Origin of the sequence: Clostridium beijerinckii HUN142, from assembly GCF_000621745.1 — a bacterium.
In the GTDB taxonomy this organism is placed as follows: domain Bacteria; phylum Bacillota; class Clostridia; order Clostridiales; family Clostridiaceae; genus Clostridium; species Clostridium beijerinckii_A.
In genome coordinates this window covers 38,012-56,685 of record NZ_KK211341.1, presented here as the reverse complement: position 1 = coordinate 56,685, position 18,674 = coordinate 38,012, and the positions used below count along the sequence as shown (strand labels likewise).

At 30.8% G+C, this 18,674-nt stretch carries 16 protein-coding genes and 3 pseudogenes; 15 read left to right on the top strand and 4 right to left on the bottom strand.

Going from position 1 to position 18,674, the window contains the following annotated elements; translation table 11 throughout:
- Nucleotides 1-6: 6 nt before the first annotated feature.
- The 7 genes from gatB (at nucleotide 7) to T483_RS0127965 (ending at nucleotide 9,639) form a co-directional block, all read left to right on the top strand.
- Nucleotides 7-1,446, top strand: a complete 1,440-nt coding sequence (gene gatB / locus T483_RS0128005) for an Asp-tRNA(Asn)/Glu-tRNA(Gln) amidotransferase subunit GatB (protein ID WP_026889788.1) — start codon at nucleotides 7-9, stop codon at nucleotides 1,444-1,446.
- A 193-nt stretch (nucleotides 1,447-1,639) separates the two neighbouring features.
- A complete protein-coding gene (locus T483_RS0128000; RefSeq protein WP_026889787.1) occupies nucleotides 1,640-3,511 on the top strand; it encodes a hypothetical protein in 1,872 nt (623 codons plus the stop codon).
- 589 nt (nucleotides 3,512-4,100) lie between these two features.
- Entirely contained in the window at nucleotides 4,101-4,499 is a 399-nt protein-coding gene (locus T483_RS0127995; RefSeq protein WP_026889786.1) for a MerR family transcriptional regulator, read from the top strand.
- A 96-nt stretch (nucleotides 4,500-4,595) separates the two neighbouring features.
- Nucleotides 4,596-6,356: a 1-deoxy-D-xylulose-5-phosphate synthase gene (locus T483_RS0127990; protein ID WP_026889785.1), complete on the top strand. Its 1,761-nt coding sequence runs from the start codon at nucleotides 4,596-4,598 to the stop codon at nucleotides 6,354-6,356.
- 391 nt (nucleotides 6,357-6,747) lie between these two features.
- Nucleotides 6,748-7,602, top strand: coding sequence for a DUF3737 family protein (locus tag T483_RS0127980; protein ID WP_026889783.1), 855 nt, complete (start codon nucleotides 6,748-6,750; stop codon nucleotides 7,600-7,602).
- Nucleotides 7,592-8,764, top strand: coding sequence for a MalY/PatB family protein (locus tag T483_RS0127975; RefSeq protein ID WP_026889782.1), 1,173 nt, complete (start codon nucleotides 7,592-7,594; stop codon nucleotides 8,762-8,764). The genes T483_RS0127980 and T483_RS0127975 overlap by 11 nt, the downstream gene beginning before the upstream one ends.
- A gap of 332 nt (nucleotides 8,765-9,096) precedes the next feature.
- Nucleotides 9,097-9,639 carry a cyclophilin-like fold protein gene (locus T483_RS0127965; RefSeq protein WP_026889781.1) on the top strand — a complete coding sequence of 181 codons (543 nt, stop codon included), beginning with the start codon at nucleotides 9,097-9,099 and terminating at the stop codon, nucleotides 9,637-9,639.
- A 221-nt stretch (nucleotides 9,640-9,860) separates the two neighbouring features.
- Here T483_RS0127965 and T483_RS29960 read toward each other — a convergent pair.
- Nucleotides 9,861-10,178: pseudogene (locus T483_RS29960) on the bottom strand (carboxymuconolactone decarboxylase family protein); the annotation flags it as partial.
- A gap of 350 nt (nucleotides 10,179-10,528) precedes the next feature.
- Entirely contained in the window at nucleotides 10,529-10,951 is a 423-nt protein-coding gene (locus tag T483_RS0127950) for a cupin domain-containing protein (protein ID WP_026889780.1), read from the bottom strand.
- 442 nt (nucleotides 10,952-11,393) lie between these two features.
- On the opposite strand from T483_RS0127950, the gene T483_RS0127945 reads away from it, so the two are divergent.
- Nucleotides 11,394-12,002, top strand: a complete 609-nt coding sequence (locus T483_RS0127945) for a hypothetical protein (RefSeq protein ID WP_026889779.1) — start codon at nucleotides 11,394-11,396, stop codon at nucleotides 12,000-12,002.
- Between the two features lie 133 nt (nucleotides 12,003-12,135).
- On the opposite strand, the gene T483_RS0127940 is transcribed toward T483_RS0127945, so the two are convergent.
- Nucleotides 12,136-12,330: a hypothetical protein gene (locus T483_RS0127940; RefSeq protein WP_026889778.1), complete on the bottom strand. Its 195-nt coding sequence runs from the start codon at nucleotides 12,328-12,330 to the stop codon at nucleotides 12,136-12,138.
- Between the two features lie 246 nt (nucleotides 12,331-12,576).
- On the opposite strand from T483_RS0127940, the pseudogene T483_RS31410 reads away from it, so the two are divergent.
- From T483_RS31410 to T483_RS0127925, 3 genes and pseudogenes are all read left to right on the top strand, one after another.
- Nucleotides 12,577-12,735, top strand: a pseudogene (locus T483_RS31410) (AAA family ATPase); the annotation flags it as partial.
- Nucleotides 12,725-12,910 (top strand): hypothetical protein, encoded by a 186-nt coding sequence (locus tag T483_RS0127930; protein WP_026889777.1) that lies wholly within the window; start codon nucleotides 12,725-12,727, stop codon nucleotides 12,908-12,910. The pseudogene T483_RS31410 and the gene T483_RS0127930, both read left to right, overlap by 11 nt.
- Nucleotides 12,911-13,106: 196 nt before the next feature.
- Nucleotides 13,107-14,774: a tannase/feruloyl esterase family alpha/beta hydrolase gene (locus tag T483_RS0127925; protein ID WP_026889776.1), complete on the top strand. Its 1,668-nt coding sequence runs from the start codon at nucleotides 13,107-13,109 to the stop codon at nucleotides 14,772-14,774.
- A gap of 475 nt (nucleotides 14,775-15,249) precedes the next feature.
- Here the strand turns inward: T483_RS0127925 and T483_RS32370 are convergent.
- Nucleotides 15,250-15,414, bottom strand: a pseudogene (locus T483_RS32370) (sigma-70 family RNA polymerase sigma factor); the annotation flags it as partial.
- 676 nt (nucleotides 15,415-16,090) lie between these two features.
- Between T483_RS32370 and T483_RS29955 the strand changes: the two are divergent.
- The 4 genes from T483_RS29955 to T483_RS0127900 all read left to right on the top strand — a co-directional run bounded on the left by T483_RS29955 (nucleotide 16,091) and on the right by T483_RS0127900 (nucleotide 18,599).
- The gene (locus T483_RS29955; protein ID WP_051560591.1) at nucleotides 16,091-16,294 is read left to right on the top strand and encodes a hypothetical protein; all 204 of its coding nucleotides are present in this window, start codon (nucleotides 16,091-16,093) and stop codon (nucleotides 16,292-16,294) included.
- Nucleotides 16,295-16,368: 74 nt separating this feature from the next.
- Nucleotides 16,369-17,250 (top strand): LysR family transcriptional regulator, encoded by an 882-nt coding sequence (locus tag T483_RS0127910; protein WP_026889775.1) that lies wholly within the window; start codon nucleotides 16,369-16,371, stop codon nucleotides 17,248-17,250.
- Nucleotides 17,251-17,657: 407 nt separating this feature from the next.
- Nucleotides 17,658-18,002 carry a MerR family transcriptional regulator gene (locus T483_RS0127905; RefSeq protein ID WP_026889774.1) on the top strand — a complete coding sequence of 115 codons (345 nt, stop codon included), beginning with the start codon at nucleotides 17,658-17,660 and terminating at the stop codon, nucleotides 18,000-18,002.
- Nucleotides 18,003-18,017: 15 nt separating this feature from the next.
- Entirely contained in the window at nucleotides 18,018-18,599 is a 582-nt protein-coding gene (locus T483_RS0127900; RefSeq protein WP_026889773.1) for a histidine phosphatase family protein, read from the top strand.
- Nucleotides 18,600-18,674: the final 75 nt, after the last annotated feature.

Here is an 18,674-nt window from a genome sequence, read left to right as displayed (position 1 = left end):
ATTACGATGAATTTTGAAACAGTAATAGGACTTGAAATACATGCAGAATTAAAATCGAAGACAAAAATTTTCTGCTCTTGTTCAACTAAATTTGGAGCAGAACCTAATGCTAATACATGTCCAATATGCACAGGGGTTCCTGGAACGCTTCCAGTGCTTAATGAAGAAGTTGTAAATTTAGCAATAAAAGCAGGAACTGCACTAGGATGTACAATAAATAAATATAACAAAATGGATAGAAAAAATTATTTTTATCCAGATCTTCCAAAGAATTATCAAACTTCACAATTTGATTTACCAATCTGTTCAGGTGGGCTTGTAGAATTTGAACATGAAGGAAAGCAAGTAAAAGTTAGATTAAATAGAATTCACATAGAAGAAGATGCTGGTAAGCTTGTTCACGTAGAAGGAGAACCAATTTCTTTAGTAGACTATAACAGAGTTGGAGTCCCTCTAGCAGAAATAGTTACAGAACCTGATTTAAGGAGTGTTAGTGAAGCTGTTGCCTTTATGAAAAAGCTTAAATCAATTTTAGAGTATGGTGAAATTTCTGATTGTCGTATGGAACAAGGATCGTTAAGATGTGATGCTAACATTTCATTAAGACCAGTTGGACAAAAAGAATTTGGACTTAGAGTAGAGCTTAAGAACATCAACTCTTTTAGAGAGCTTCAAAAAGCTTTAGAAAAAGAAGAGAGAAGACAAAGAGAGCTTTACACTTATGGAGAAGGTCATAAGGTAGTTCAAGAAACTAGAAGATGGGATGCTGCAAAAGGTAAAACAATACCAATGAGATCTAAAGAAGAAGCAGATGATTATAGATATGTAGTAGAACCGGATTTACCACCAATTATAATCTATGATGAACAAATTGAAACAATAACTAAATCATTACCTGAAATGCCAGATGAAAAGAAAGAAAGATTTTTAACTGCATATGAACTTACAGAAAAAGAAGTTGATATTTTAATAGGTGATAAAGGACTTGCTACATTCTTTGAAAAAGTTGTAAAATTAGGTGTTATGCCTAAAGCAGCTTGTAACTGGATATTAGGCGATATTTTAAGAATATTAAATGATAGAAAAATAGAATCTGAAGATATGACACTTGAAGCTGAAAACTTTGCAAGGCTTCTTAAGGTAGTTGAAGAAGGTAAAATTAGCAATAATGTAGGAAGAGAAGTTCTTGATGAAATCTTTGATGAAAACAAAGATCCAATGAAGATGATTGAAGAAAAAGGTCTTATGCAAATTAGTTCATCTGATGAACTTGAAAAAATAGTCGATGAAGTAATTGCAAATAATCCTCAATCAGTAGAAGACTTTAAAGCAGGAAAAACACAAAGTGCTGGATTCTTAATGGGTCAAGTAATGAAATTGTCAAAAGGAAAAGCAAATCCTAAGGTAGCAAAAGAACTTGTAGATAAAAAACTTAGTGAGATTTAAAAATTAAATTGAAATGGAGAGCGTGCATTCTATATGCAGAAGCTCTCCTTTTTATTTTAACTGATTTAGTAATTAAATAATTGTGAAATTTGACTTGTTTTAGTGGAATAAATATTTACAAAAAATAATATTATATATTAACTTATATGTTAAATGCTCAAGCTCCATTATATTTTAATAAAGGGAGGAAATTATGGGGAATATCATAAACAAATTTGAAAATGAAACTAAGACAAGGGTAAACGTGATAGATCTTGAGAATTTAGGGAAATCTCAATTGCAAAAAGTGGTTATTAAAGATGGAATTTTTGAAGAAACAGATTTTTTGAAAAACGACAACTATATTAGCTTTCCGACAGAAATATTATGTTCGTCTACAAAAAGCGATTTTATTAATGTTTATTTATGCTTGAAAAGTGAACTTAGTCTAGTTGAAAAAATCAAAGATGAGATTATAAAATCACTATATGAGGCTTATCTAATTCTTAATAATGATAATTGTGTAGAAAACGATAATTTTAGTGAAGAACGTTTTAAGAAAGCTTTTTATAATTCTTTAAACAATCAAATTAATAATATTTCCTTAATTAAATTTTATGAAGTGAATAGTATACAAAAGGTATTTAAAGATATCAATTTTAATGAATTGCTTACCGAATTAAAGAAAATAAATTCTTCTGATGACTTTGATACTTTTGAAGAGAAAGATGAGCATATATGGAAGAGTTATTTTGGAGATTTCAAAGATGAGTTTCATAAACATTATAGCAGATGGTTGAAAATGACTTCAGAGTGCTATGAATATAATGAAGATGGGCATGAATATGCTAATGAAGCTCAAGACTATGCTAATAAATTTTTAAATAAGGATTTCCGAAACTTGTGTAATATCATTTATGGAATAAATACTTCTTGTGATCTTATGGTTGAAAGGGCATACATTAAGGTTCCTGCTAGTAAAGCGCAATATTTAGGAATAATATTTATTGATTGTCCTACAGGTAAAAATATAGCAAAGACAATAGAAAATCGTATTGGTGAGGATTATAGAGAATTATTTATGGTTATATCTAAATGCAGTAATAAGTTAGAACATCTTTCGAAATTGAAAGAAAATATAAATGCTACTACTTTAAATAAGAGAATATTTTATGTCTTAAATGAGTTTGAATCATATAAAAATTATTTATTTGAAAACGACTTATTAGATTCTAATTCTAGAGAAGATTTAATAGATACATTAAAATATGATACAGCTAAAAAATTAGGGATTAAAGGAGATAAAGTTATTGTAACAGAACAATTTAAAGATATAGACAAAAGAACATTAGGTAAATTAAACACACGGAATGATTTTGTGCAATTATTAAGACTAATTAGAAAAGAAAGCGAAAGGTTAAGCAAACCTATAAAGATTAAATCATCAAATAAGGAAGGATTAATTAGTATTTCTTTGAATCAAGAAAGAATGATTGTGCAAGCTCTTATGGGAATGCTTTATGAAAGATATAAAGGATACCTAGTTGAGCAGTGGAAGAGAATCATTGCTGATGAAAGTGAAAAAAGCGATATAAATCGTAAAAATTATACTTACAGTGAGATTCATACAATAATAAGAAATCGCAAAGATAATTATAAAGAATATAAAGTTACAGCATGTTTAACTGCAAGAAAAGATAATAAACCAATTGATTTTAGTATGAAGAGTGGCGATTATAATGATAGCAAAAGAATATTAAAAATGCTGGTTGATTATGGTTATCAAACAGTTGGATTTGGTCCTAATGAAAATAAAATTTTAGTAAATGTTAATGGTGAAATATCTAAGGAAGATAAAGAGAAATTAATAAAATCCATTAAAGAAAGGCTTGAAGAAAACGCCATAAATTATTTTGAAAGTGCATTTCTAGTAGATATATCAAGAAAAAAATTTAACACAAATAATTTATACGAGGCTTTGGAAATTGAAACAAATATAACTATTGATGATTTTTATAGTGCGTTTAAAGAGATGTTCAAAAAAATTAGTGATAATATAGTTAGGCATGAGGTCCGTCTCCAATGAAAAATAAAACACATAGATAATGCTAAGTAACTTATACTACATTGGTTTGATAAACTGTACTTTTATACAGCGATTAGATTATAAATTATAGATAAAAAACTTCAGTATTACTAATTCATATAAACTGAAGTTTTTTTTGATGTCTAAAATTATAATTAATCCATAGAACCTATATTTTGACTTTACTACATAACTAGATGTGTACACCCAATATGGAAAATTTAAGATAATATTCATAATTTGAAAACAACTGAATTTAAGTAACTATGCAGTTTATAGTAATAAAATTTATTTCAGATATAATTTTAGATATAACCTATAGAGGTATCAATTCAATGAAGAAGTAGAAAAATATAAAGAATCCGGTTCTACAAACATTCCTGAATTAAATCGGAATTGTAAAAATGAGTTTGAAAAGCAGCAGATTTATCAAGATGAAGTAGAAGATACTGAATAACATACTAAAAAGATCATATCAGAGAATTTTAAAAATAAGGTATTGACATAAAGTTAACTTTACCCTTTATGATAGGTGTGTAAGTAGAGTTAATAATAATTGGTGAGAACTAATTGAAGAGAGGAGAGCCATATGAAATATACTATTGGTCAGGTTGCAGCAAAAATGGGAGTTACGATTCCAACCCTGCGTTATTATGATAAAGAAGGTCTTCTTCCTTTTGTGGATAAAAAGCCAGATGGAACTAGAATTTTTAAAGATGAAGATTTTCAGTGGTTAGAGATCATAGCATGTATGAAAAATTCTGGAATGTCAATAAAAAACATAAAAAAGTATATGGATTTATGTCAGGAGGGTGATGCTACTCTTAATAAACGGCTAGAGATTTTTTTTGAAAGAAAGGAAGCTGTTCAAAAGCAGATGGAAGAATTAAATAAGGTGATGGAAACCATTAATCATAAGATATGGTATTATGAGACAGCAATTGAGGCGGGTACAGAGACAGTTCATCAAATCAAAAAGCATGAGTAAAGTGGCAAAGAATTCTTGTAGATGAAAGAAACAGAATACGATTTTATCTTAAAGTCATAAACAATTGATTAAAAATACAAAAGGAGAGATTTAAAAGTGCATTTAGAAAAAATTAATTCACCAGAGGACGTAAAAAAATTATCATTAGCTGAAATGATTCAGTTGAGTTCAGAAATCCGTCAGGTACTCCTTAAGAAGTTAAGTGAACACGGAGGGCATATTGGCCCAAATCTTGGAATTGTGGAACTAACAGTTGCATTACACTATGTATTTAACTCGCCAAAGGATAAGATTGTTTATGATGTCTCTCATCAAAGCTATATACATAAAATGCTTACTGGAAGAAAAGATTCATTTATTAATTCAGAAAAATATGACGAAGTATCTGGTTATTCGAATCCAGAGGAAAGTAAACATGACTTCTTTAATATAGGCCATACTTCTACATCTATCAGTCTTGCTTGTGGCCTTGCAAAAGCAAGAGACTTAAAAGATGAGAATGACAATGTAATTGCTATCATAGGAGATGGTTCACTAAGTGGCGGTGAAGCATATGAAGGTCTAAATAATGCTGCCGAAACAGGAAGAAACATGATTATTGTTGTAAATGATAATGACATGTCTATTGCAGAAAATTATGGCGGCTTATATAAAAATCTTAAAGAACTTAGAGATACAGAAGGCAGATGTGAGTGTAACTTCTTTAAAGCAATGGGCCTTGATTATTATTATGTAAAAGACGGACATGATTTTGAGCAGTTAATTAGTGTATTTAAAAAAGTTAAGGATACAGAACATCCAGTAGTTGTTCACGTTCATACGGTTAAAGGAAAAGGTCTTGAATTTGCTGAAAAAAATAAAGAACAGTGGCACTGGGGAATGCCTTTTGTACTTGAAACAGGAGAATCAAAGTTCCCTATGGGCGATGAAGAGGATTATGGAAATCTTACAGGACAATATCTGTTAGATGCTATGAAAAAGGATCCAAAAGTAGTTGCCATTACCTCAGGAACTCCGGCAGTGTTTGGTTTTTGGCCAGATAGAAGAAAAGAAGCAGGAAGACAATTTGTAGATGTTGGTATTGCTGAAGAACATGCAGTTGCTCTAGCTTCAGGAATAGCAGCAAATGGTGGTAATCCAGTTTACGGAGTGTACAGTACATTTCTTCAAAGAACATATGACCAGCTTTCACAGGACTTGTGCATAAATAATAATCCAGCAGTATTACTTGTATATCTAGCATCTGTTTATGGAATGAATGATGTGACACATCTTGGGCTTTTTGATATTGCAATGATGGGAAACATTCCAAACATGGTATATTTGGCACCAACATGCAAAGAAGAATATTTTGCAATGCTTGAATGGGGAATTAATCAAAAAGATCATCCAGTGGCTATCCGTGTTCCAGCAATGGGAGTAATCGAAAGCGGCGTAGAAGATACAACTGATTACTCTATTCTAAATAAATATCAGATGAGTAAGAAAGGAAAGGATGTTGCAGTTATTGCACTTGGAGATTTCTATCAATTGGGAGAAGAGGTAGTTGAAACAATTGCCAAAGAAAAGGGAATAGAAGCAACATTAATTAATCCAAAATTTATTACTGGATTGGATGAAGAGATGTTAGAAAGCTTAAAGGAAAATCATGAATTGGTAATAACCTTAGAAGATGGTATTTTAGAAGGTGGTTTTGGCGAGAAGATTGCGAGCTATTATGGGTTAGCGGATATGAAAGTAAAGAATTATGGAATCGGAAAGAGTTTCCAAGATCGCTATATTCCAGAAAAGTTATTAAAAGAAAATGGTATATCGTTAGAACAAATCATGTACGATATTATGAAAGTTATCAAATAATATAGTAATTGAAGTAAGTACAGAGAAAGTTCTTTTTAATTGCTGATAGTTTTCATGTCAGTACATCTAAAGCAGGGCTTCTAGTAAGTTTGCTTGCACTTGCTGTTGCTATAGCTGGGGCAATTGTGCCACTATTATTCTTAGGGATAAATCGCAAGAAGGTAATGTTACTTTTTTATATAATTACACTAAATAGTAGGCTTTGTCATGGAGTATTACTTTTACAAAAAAGTAGATATTCTATGGTGAAAGCCTTTATTGTTGTAAGAAATAGAATTTAAACCTTATAAATTTAAATTTCAAAAGGGATTGACATAAAGTTAGCTTTATCCTTTATGATTGGATTATAAGTAGAGTTAATCACGAGTTTAAATGAAAGAGGGATAAATTTATGGAATTAATAAAACAACAGATGCTGACTGGTGAGAGAGCATTATTTAATAGTAAAGATTTGCAGATTTCATATTGCACGTTTGCTGATGGGGAGTCTCCTTTAAAGGAGAGTCAAAATATTAAAATAGATTACAGTACTTTTAAATGGAAATATCCATTATGGTACTGCAAAAACATTGTTGTAGAAGACAGTACACTATTTGAGATGGCTCGTTCTGGAATCTGGTATACAGAGAATATTGATATTTCAAATACAATTATTGAAGCACCAAAGAACTTTAGGCGTTCAAAGGGTATTACTTTGGAAAATGTTACCATGCCGAATGCCGACGAGACTTTATGGAATTGTGACAATATTTTGTTCAAAGATGTAACAGCCAAGGGAGATTATTTTGGTATGAACAGTTCAAATATTAAAATTGACGGATTTGAACTGGTTGGAAATTATTCTTTTGATGGAGGAAAAAATATTGAAATTCATAATGCAAAAATGCTGTCAAAAGATGCATTCTGGAACTGTGAGAATGTAACAGTTTATGATTCATTTATTTCAGGCGAATACTTAGGCTGGAATTCAAAGAATGTGACTTTGGTAAACTGCACTATTGAAAGTCTTCAGGGCATGTGCTATATGGACAATCTTGTAATGAAAAATTGTCGATTATTGAATACTACTTTGGCATTTGAATATTCCACAATAGATGTACAGATTATTAATAAAATTGATAGTGTAATGAACCCAATCAGTGGTATTATCAGGGCAGAAAGTATTAGTGAATTGATTATGGATGAAACTAAAATAAATCCAAAGAAAACACAGATTATAACGGAGGGGATGAAACATGCCATATGATTTTGGAATATTAACAGATAGGCGTAATACTAATTCTCTAAAGTGGGATGTTGGTGAAAATATCCTTCCTATGTGGGTAGCTGATATGGATTTTAAGACAGCACCAGAGATTATAAAAGCAATTCAGGAAAAAGTGGGGAAAGGTATATTAGGTTATACTATTGTACCAGATGATTGGTATCAATCTATCAGTAGCTGGTGGGAAAGAAGGCATAATTTTAAGATAGATAAAGAATGGTTAATTTTCTGTACAGGAGTTGTACCAGCGATCTCAAGTGCAGTTAGGAAGATGACATCAGTAGGAGAAAATGTACTAGTACAGACTCCAGTTTATAATATTTTTTTCAATTCAATTGTGAATAATGGAAGAAATATTGTAGAAAATAAGCTGTTGTATGATGGAAAAGAATACAGTATTGATTTTAAAGATTTAGAAAATAAACTTTCTGATCCACAAACAACCATGATGATTCTCTGTAACCCCCACAATCCAATAGGGAAGGTATGGGACAAAGAGGTATTGAAAAGGATTGGAGAGCTGTGTCTTAAATATCATGTGCTTGTTCTTTCGGATGAGATTCACTGTGATTTGACATATACACAATATGAATATATTCCTTTTGCATCTGTCTCGGAAATCTGTGAAAAGAACAGCATTACCTGTATTGCACCAACAAAAGCATTTAATATAGCAGGATTGCAGACGGCAGCAGTAGTAATTCCAAATGAGATACTTAGACACAAAATGAATAAGGCGTTGAACACAGATGAAGTAGCTGAGCCTAATGCAATAGCTATTGAAGCAACAATTGCAGCATTCACAAAAGGAGAAAACTGGCTGAATGAACTTCGACTTTATTTGGAAGAAAACATAAAGTTTGTAAAGAAGTTTATGGAATCAGAATTGCCAGAATTATATTTGATACCTGCCCATGCAACTTACCTCTTGTGGGTTGACTGTAGGCCAGTTACAAAGGATACATCTTCTTTATGTAAGTTTCTTCTTGAGGAAACTGGGCTATATGTTTCTAATGGAGAATCCTATGGAAAAGCAGGGAGAGGATTCATCAGAATTAATATAGCATGCCCCAAAGAACGTCTTGAGGACGGAATTACACGCCTGAAAAAAGGAATTAAATTATATCAGTCAAATCTTAATTGAATCTATCTGATAGCTAACATCCGTAAAACTCCTACTTTTTTAAGCAGGAATTTCACGGATGCTAGCATTATAGATATCTTAGTGAAGATGCATACAAAAAGTGGCTACTGAGCCAAAAGAACTGCATGTGGATCCCAGTGCTGGCCATGTTGGTCTCTATGATAGAACAGATTTAATTCCATTTGATAAGGTAGAATCATTTTTTATAGAAAATATATAAATTCTGAATTATTTATAAATATAGTCGATAGTAATTAAAAAGTTAAATTTTGTGCTATCAGCTATTTTTTGATTGTACCGTATAGAATCACTATAGAGAAGGAGGAGATAGAGTGAAAAGAATCTTACCTATATTTCTTATTATTGTTGTAATTTTTACTTTTGCAGGATGTAGTAATAATGCAAAGAACAACGATAGTACATCACCTGAAACACATGATGTTTCTCAAAGCAGCTCAACTAATGAATACAATAAAAGTAAAATAGAGAATAATAAGGAGGCCATACAAGTGAAAAAAACTACTACTATAAATATCACAGTAGGAAATACAATATTTGCCGCAACTCTTGAGGATAACGAAACTGCTAAAGCGTTTGTTAAACAGCTGCCGTTAATAGTAGATATGTCTGAACTTAACGGAAATGAAAAATATAATTATTTGTCAAGTAATCTGCGTGCAGATGCGTCAGCTATCCCAGGCAAAATCAGTGAGGGTGATTTAATGCTCTATGGTGACAACTGTCTTGTTCTTTTCTATAAGACGTTTAATACTTCATATAGCTACGTAAAGATCGGTCACATAGATGATACTACAGGTCTTAATAAAGCTTTAGGATTAGGTAGTATGAAGGCTATGTTTTCTGCCGGTGAATGACGCAAGTAAGTTTTTAACAAATGGATAAATTAAAAGATTCTTGATAAGAAATAAATTAATCCTAGTAAAGCAGCATATTGCCTTACTAGGATATTTTAATGGTATTTTTGAAGTTATTAAATGTATTGAAATTTTGGCGATTACCCTTTTATATTGCAAATAAAAGTCTACAATATAAAAGCGAGTTTATTTATGATTAACCATCAATAATATATTAATAATTATTCAACATATACTTCTTTCGCTAGAGCAAACGCTGCCCACGCATTAGGCCATCCCACATAGAATGCAAGATGTGTGATAATTTCTGATATTTCTTCAGCACTAACACCATTGTTCTTCGCATTGACAATATGATATTTAAGAGAATTATCAAATATTCCTTTTGTAATCAGTGCAGTTACAGTAATAATACTGCGATCTCTTAATGGTAATTTATCTTCTCTTGACCAGACTTCCACGAAAAGAACATCATCATTTAATTCTGCAAATTTTGGCGCAAAAGTTCCAAGGGCATCTCTGCCGCTGTTTGTTTTTTCATAATATTACGTCCTTTCTTCTAATTAAATATTTCCTTTAATATAATTAGTTCAATAATTTCATTATTTTTATATTGCAGTGATTGCTTAATAAGATTACAGCTATCTAATAAATAATATTACGGCTTTTATGCATAATAAAATCTATTAGTCAGTGCTGTGTTGTTTTAGTAATATAAATCTTATTTTTTATACTGCAGCATATGCAGTCATTAAAATATCTAAGATTTCTTCCGCAGTTAAAGATCTATATCCGCCTGGAAGTAATGTAGTTGAGGTTGCAATTAGTGGAAGCATATCTTCTGTTGCCCCAAGTTCCTTAAGGCTAGTTACTATACCACATTCTTTTACTATTTTAACTTTCCATATTGCTCATCAGTTACTGGTTCGCACCATTCATTCTTGGATTCTTCGCCTGGTACCTCAATTGCTAAATGTGCAAACCAGCTATCTGGTGCTGCTCCATGCCAATGCTTTACACCAGCTGGGATATTTACAACGTCTCCAGGATGAAGTTCTCTTGCTTCTTTTCCAAGTTCTTGATAAAATCCTCTTCCAGCTGTAACTAGAAGCATCTGACCGCCACCTGATTTCGCGTGATGTATATGCCACCAGTTGCGACATCCAGGCTCAAAAGTAACATTCCCAACTATAACTTGTTCTAAAGACAGCATATTCAAATAGCTTTGTCCTGTAAAATATTTTGCATACGCATCGTTTCTTTCGCCCATAGGGAATACAGTAGCTGCTTTTAATTCTTCTAAATTACTCATTTAATATAACCTCCAAATTTTATAATGTTTCACTTTATGTTGTTCATTTTGTATTTATCTAATTATGCAACACAAAATGCTATTCTTTTATCCTACTACCTAAACCTAAGTTTAGGTCAAGCGCTTTTTTTATAATTATATACTTTTAACATTTTATAAAGATTTATGGAAGAATTATCAGGTGTTTTCTACAGAAACTTTTATTGGAAGAATCACTAACTTACGAGTGTAACGAGCATAATCAAAAGGTATTAATAGCGTCCTTTTAAAAATGTTTATTTGCTAGATAATAAGATCAATATTAGATATATGAAAAACTTGTAAATAAATGCAATTATAATATAATATTGGTGTGAACTTGTATTTGTACAGAATAATAAAAACGTTGATTTGGTTAAAAATGAAAATATAGTGAAAAACTTAAGAAGGGTGGTTCAGGCATATGTTTAAATCAGCTAGATTTTATGCAATTATTAGTAATAAAAGCTTAATTATAAAAAAGGAAAATGATGATTTAGAAAGTATAAATGATTTTGAGTCATTTATACCAAATGTTCCGTTTTATTATCATTTCTTTGATGAAGACAAGCCTAGTATAGAAGATATTAAAAGCGAAATTATAAAATTAAGAATGAGAAATTTAACAATTATACTTCCTGATGATGCCATGGATCTTGAAGTAGATAGAAGAATACTTACAGAATTTTTTTTACTACGTGGAATAAAAAAAGTTCAAGTGAAGGCCCAATGTTTCTATTTAAGCTCATTTAATGAAAAATACATCTCTATTTCTAGAACTACTAGAACAATGGTTTTGCAATATATTGTTAATAACAAGCCTATTGTTAAAAAGTATTATGACAAGAACTATACGGACGTTAAGGAAATTGCACTAGAAGTGAAAAATCTTCATACTAGCTGTGAATATGAAAATACACCTGTATATATAAATAACATTAATAATGATATGGAAAAGTTCGAAGTGATTGGAACTTTGGTCTCATTAAATGATATTATTAATAATATTATGAATTCTGAAACGGATAATTAGTTAAAAGCCTTTTCATATTGTGCATTGAAATATAATTCAAATTTATATTGAACTATTTAACTTAATGTGCATAAAGAAAAAAGTTATCAAAGCAAAGCAAAAAATATAAGTAAATTTAAAGGCAATAAACACTTCAAAATGAAGTGAATAGCATTACATCATTAGATTTACATTTTGAATTAGTTTGAATAGTATCAGAATCACCATAAAAAGAGAAGGAAGATATGTAGTCACCAGATAGAGAAGTTTCACTAGTGAATCCACAAACTTCAGCTTCATCATATTTAAAATTATTTCTAGGAACATTGGATGTTCTTTTTATAGGCATAAATTATATATCGCCCTTTAGAATTCCTTTTATATACTATTGTAAAAGATATATGCTTATTTATTAAATATTCTAAAATTCTAAAGAATTTGGGAATATTTATTCTTAAGAATTTTACAATATAAGAGAAATCTTTGATAAAAAGCAGATAGCTCTTGCCATTAGAAATTCTATTTTCAATGGTGAACTTAGATGTTCTTTGCTATATAATTCTATAAATAATATACATATGAGAAAATTAATTCTATGAATGAATTTAACAATTTTATAACTGATTTAATTGAATTCACAGAGAAAAAAGTAGTTTTAATAATAGATGAAGTAGATAAAAGCTGTAATAATCAGCTTTTTTTAGATTTTTTAGGAATGTTAAGAATTAAGTATTTATTAAAGAATGAAGGGAAGAAGCGAAAGTCAATTTAGATATTTTAGACGTGAAATTGAATATACAGAAGGTTCATTAAATAAATTAAAGCAATCTCTTACTAAGGTTGATGATGCAGCATCCTTAAATGAAATTAAAATTCATTTATCTAAAATTAAAAACATAATGAGGTTTTTTACAAAAAAGTTATTATGAAAACTTATTGAATATTAGCCCAAATCAGTATAACATATTTATATATGGAAATATATGTTAAAATTTGCATTATATATAAATCAAATTTTGCTAATTTATGATTTTATCAATCTTATATTAATAGGAGGGAGGTTCAGTGGTTAGACATCAGATAATACTCTGACAATGTCAGTCAAAAGTAAGGAGTGACGAAAAAATGAAAATTTCAAAGAAAAGTTGGACCGCCGTAAGTGCTTTTGCTACTAGCTGTGTGTTCATGTTTAATGGAAATAGTGCAGTAGCCTCCACTAATCAAAAAGATTCTATAGTTATTGCTACATCATCATCCACTAATCAAAAAGATTTTAAAGTTTATGATGCATCAAGCAATTTTACGATACCAGCAGAAATTCCTGCATCGAAAATAGGGCTGCCTACATCAGGTGCTACAATTAGTTCAGCAATTATAGTGAAATCTGATGAAAAGGGTAATCTGAATGGAGAATACTGCAAGGTATTAGGTGCAATCCATCCAGTAGATAAAAATGCGCCAGACATTAACTTTCAGGTTAACCTTCCTGTAAAATGGAACAGTAAAATATTACAATATGGTGGCGGCGGATTTGATGGTGCTCTGGTTACTGCTGATAATGGATATTACGGGCAAATGGTTTCAGATCCAACACCTTTGGCTCAAGGCTATGTGACATTTGGTAGTGATAGTGGTCATGTAAATTCTTCATATTGGGATAGTAAATGGGCGCTTAATGATGAAGCCTTGAATAATTTTGCTTCTGATCAGTTAAAGAAAACAAAAGATACCGCACTAGAAATAGTACAGGCTTTTTATAAATCCAAGCCGTCTCAGGTATATTTTGTTGGTGGTTCTAATGGCGGACGAGAAGCGTTGAAGGTTGTACAACGTTTTCCAACAGAATATAACGGCGTTATTTGCTATTTTCCTGTATTAAACTGGGTACCTAAAGCAATTACAGATAGCAGGAATGGAGATGCCGTAAAAGCTAATAATGGAGCAGGTTGGATCAGCCCTGAACAGTATAAGCTTGTTAATCAAACCATACTTGGAATAGATGATGGATTAGACGGTGTTAAGGATGGCATAATAAGCAACATTTCCGGAGCTGAAAAAAAGAAGGATGAAGTTTTAAAAGCTTTAAAAAATATATTATCAGATGCTCAGATAAAAACATTAGAAACATTTGCTTCACCAATGAAATTTAATTATCCTCTTGCCAATGGATTAAACACTATGCCAGGATATCCTGTTTTTAAGGGAGCACCTTTAGCCGATATGTATCTAAACCAATTTGGTACAGCGCCAACTGCTAGGGATGGTGTGATGACAGAATCTGGGGATGCCGTTATTAAAAATATGATAGTTCGTGATGATAATTTTAATCCTGAAAATTTTGATGCAGATAAATGGCGTGATAAAGTTGTGCAAGCTTCAGAATTACTTGATGCTACAAATCCAGATATCTCAGCTTTTAAAAATAATGGAGGAAAATTGATTCTTATTCATGGAGCGGGAGATCAAATTGTTACCTTCCAAGGCACAATTGACTACTATAATCAGTTAGTTAACAAATTTGGTAAAGACCCCCTTGGAGAGTTTGTAAAATTCTATATGGTTCCAGGAAATGGCCATTATAACTCAGAAACCTGGAATATGGGATCCGATACATTGGGTGCATTGGATCAATGGATAGTAAATAATAAATCTCCTGAGAATTTGATTGTAACAGATCAGTCTGAAAAGACTAAAGGCCGCACACGTCCGCTTTTAGAATATCCTGCTTACCCAGAGTACAAAGGAAGCGGAGATGTAAATTCTGCTGGAAGTTTTATTAGCGCTACACCTTAATGAAATGGAAAGAGCTTAATTTTATCATATAATCAAGTGAAACTTGATTCAGGTGGGGCTTGATCACCAGCTGAATCTTAGTTGAACTTATCTAGGGTCGTGCCGATGTTATCTCCTACTTATAGAAGTGGGAGTTTTACAGCGGCTAGACATCAGATAAAATAATGCTGCTTAATCAAATTAATTAGCTATAAGTCGGGATAATTAATACCGACTTATACTTTTTTTCTACTTTTGACATATTGAATAAACACTTAGTGAGTCAAACCATTTGCTTGGCAATGCAAGGCGGATTACAAAGATGAAGAAGCAGCAAGTATGCAGGAAAACTTATATGTTACTTTCTATGGAAATAAGAGTGCCTGTGTCTGATCGTAAACGAGTTATAATTTACGGAATAGGAAGGCTTAGAAAGGGTAATTACTTAAATTTATTATTTTTATTGACTTCATTAATATTTTAAGTAGTTCTTTTTTTAGATAATTAAATTTGCATAATAGCAAGAAATATTACTAAGGATTTTCTTAAGGATGGTTTTCTTTTTTAGAATAGCAGTAGAGTAGTACACATTTTTAATATGAGTATAATCTAGAACTGTATAATTTCTAAAGAATACAAAATCTATAAGTTCTTTCTCATCTTAATGTAGGGAAAGGCACTGGTATGGAAGTATTAGTATTCATATAATAGAAATCGAAACATCTATATAAATATAGGTGTTTAATTTTTTTGCTAGTAAAAAAATGAATTTTAAATATAAATTTTCAAAAAAACTATGGCGTTAAAAATAGAAAAAACACCAACAATTTAGAACTCTAAATGCTGATGTTTTCTAACTTGGTGACCCATAGGAGAATCGAACTCCTGATTCAATGAAAAGGATAATTTAAATAACTATAAATGGCTACAAGTGTTGAGAATACTAATGTCCATATTTTTAAGAAAATATAAGTGGACATATCTAAATAAAACTATGGTGTAAAAATGGTGTAAAATTTAGAATGAGTAAACTTAGTAGGTGCAACGGATGAGGAGCATACGTTAAACTTTTTTATTAATTATTTAGAGATTATTAATCTAGTTTATATTTTTATATAAGTCTAGATAATTTATTTGGAACCTTCAACTAGTTTTATATGCAATACTAATTTCGCGTAAGGTGAATTTACTATTGTAATCAAGAAGTTAGTTTTTCATTTTAGAGATTTTCTTGAATAAAATATTTGACTTGGAGCGAACTTTAAGTGTTATAAATAGGTTATTAATAGTTAAAAAGAGCACAAAAATATGAAGATGATAAAAAGAGTAAAAAAGTATTGGTGATATCAGCCCTGGAAGAGTATGATTTTGATGAGGAACGATTGTTCCTTTTCTGCACTCATGAAGGAGGAGGAACGGGGCATAATGAAAATGATATTAAAGAAATTTGTTCAGGTGCAAAGGTGAAAAAAGAACTTGTAATTTATGGAGGCAACGTGAAGAGTGCAAAAAATTCGATAGTTAATTGGATTGAAAAGTAAAGGAACAAAAAGTTATAATAATATTAATATAAAATAACTTTTTTAATATGTAGAAGGTAGACGGAGAAATTAAAATGGAGATACGAGTATTAAAATATTTTTTGACAGTTGCTAGAGAAGAAAGTATTACGAAAGGCGCGGAAATACTACATATAACTCAGCCAACGTTATCTCGTCAATTGATGCAGCTAGAAGAAGAATTAGGTGTTCAATTATTTACAAGAGGAAAATCTAAGATAACTCTTACTGATGAGGGAATGCTTCTTCGCAGAAGAGCTGAAGAAATTTTAGATTTGGTTGGTAAGACGGAAAGAGAGTTCGGAGAACAGGATAACCTAATTACCGGTGAAATATTTATTGGTGCTGGAGAAGCTAATGCTATGCATGTTCTGGCCAATTTAATTAAAGAATTTAATAAAGAATATCCGCAAGTGAAATACGGTCTATATAGTGGCAATGCAGATGATATTAAGGAAAGAATTGATAAAGGACTGATAGATATTGGGTTGCTTACGGAACCAGTTAATATTGAGAAATATGATTTTATCAGGCTTCCTAATAAAGAAACTTGGGGAGTGCTTATGCATAAAAACAGTCCGTTGGCTAATAGAGAGAATGTAACGCCAGATGACTTGATTAATATGCCAGTTATAAACACTAAACGTCCTATAGTTCAAAATGAAATCGAAAATTGGTTTGGTGTTCAATATGAAAAACTTAATGTTATTGCAACCTATAACCTTATTTATAATGCATCAATTATGGTAGAAGAAGGGTTAGGTTATGCTATATGTTTTGAAAAATTAATCAATATAAATGATGAAACAAATCTATGCTTTAAACCGTTCTATCCTAAACTTGAAACAGGAACAGTTATAGTATGGAAGAAACATCAGGTATTTTCTTCAGCAACAACAAAATTTATTGAAAAAATCATTAATGCCTTGAAGGTATAATTTGAAATAGAAAATAGGTATTAGACATACTAAATACATTAAGATAATATGTAGGTATTCAAAAGAAAACCTGCATTTTTTTTATTAAAATTTGGTAAAGGAAGGGCAAAATATAACTGAGTAAAAAAATAAAAAACAAGCGCGTGCACCGAGAACTAAGCCATTTGGATCAGAAGAATTTGATATATCAGATAAAACTATTATTATATGGTTAGGAAATGCGGGAACATTTATTAATAGCAGATCAACATGTATTATGACTAATCCTGATGACTTATATGGACTTGTTGAAAATGCATAACGAATTTATGTACTTGCACATGGAGAGGCTTTCAAACTCAATAGATTAAATTAAACAGCAAAATGAGAGTGAGCTTGATCTTGCATTTTTTAAAGGAGGCAGAAGAATGAAGATTAAAGAAGTGAGTGAAAAGTTCAATATTTCTATTACAGCATTAAGGTATTATGAAAAAATCGGATTACTCGATGATGTGAAAAGAGTTAATGGTGTAAGAGAATATGAAGATAAGGATATTAGGCACCTAAGTGTGATTATTACCTTAAAGAATGTGGGACTCAGTAACGATTCAATATTAAAGTATATAGAATTATTAAATCAAGGTGATATCTTTAACATAGAAAAGATTCATATTTTGAAGGAGCAGAGACAAAAACTACTAGATGAAATACACAATAATCAGAAGAATTTAGACTGTTTAGATTATTTAATATATAAGATGAAAAATAATTGATAATGAGGTGATAAAATGGCAAAGACGTTATATTTAATGAGACATGGACAAACTTTATTTAATTTGCGTCGCAAAATTCAGGGATGGTCTGATTCTCCACTAACTGAAAAAGGGGTAGAACAGGCTAAAACTGCGAGAAGGCATTTCAAGGATCATAATATAACTTTTGATCATGCTTATTGTTCAACATCTGAGAGATGTGTTGATACTTTGGAAATTGTAACAGAATATAAGATGCCTTACACAAGATTAAAGGGATTAAAAGAGATGTTTTATGGCACTTATGAAGGTGAAAGTGAAGATTTAAATCCCAAAACACCTAAAGATTGTGAAACATTTTATTTGCCTTATGGAGGAGAATCTTCGAATACTGTAAGAGATAGAATGATGAAAGCATTAACTGAAATAATGGAAAAGGAAGATCATAATAGTGTTCTTGCAGTGTCACATAGCGGTGCTTGTTTCAACTTTTTAAGAGGGATTCAAGACCCTATGAAAGAATTAGAAAAAGGATTTACGAATTGTTGTATTTTTGTATATGAATATAAAAACAAAGGATTTAAATTAAGAGAAGTTATTAGGCATAATGAAAGTTGAAAGGTTACGATCTTTTAAATAAAGAGCTTTAGAAATTAATATGATTATTTCATTATTACAGGTCTAAAAAGGGGG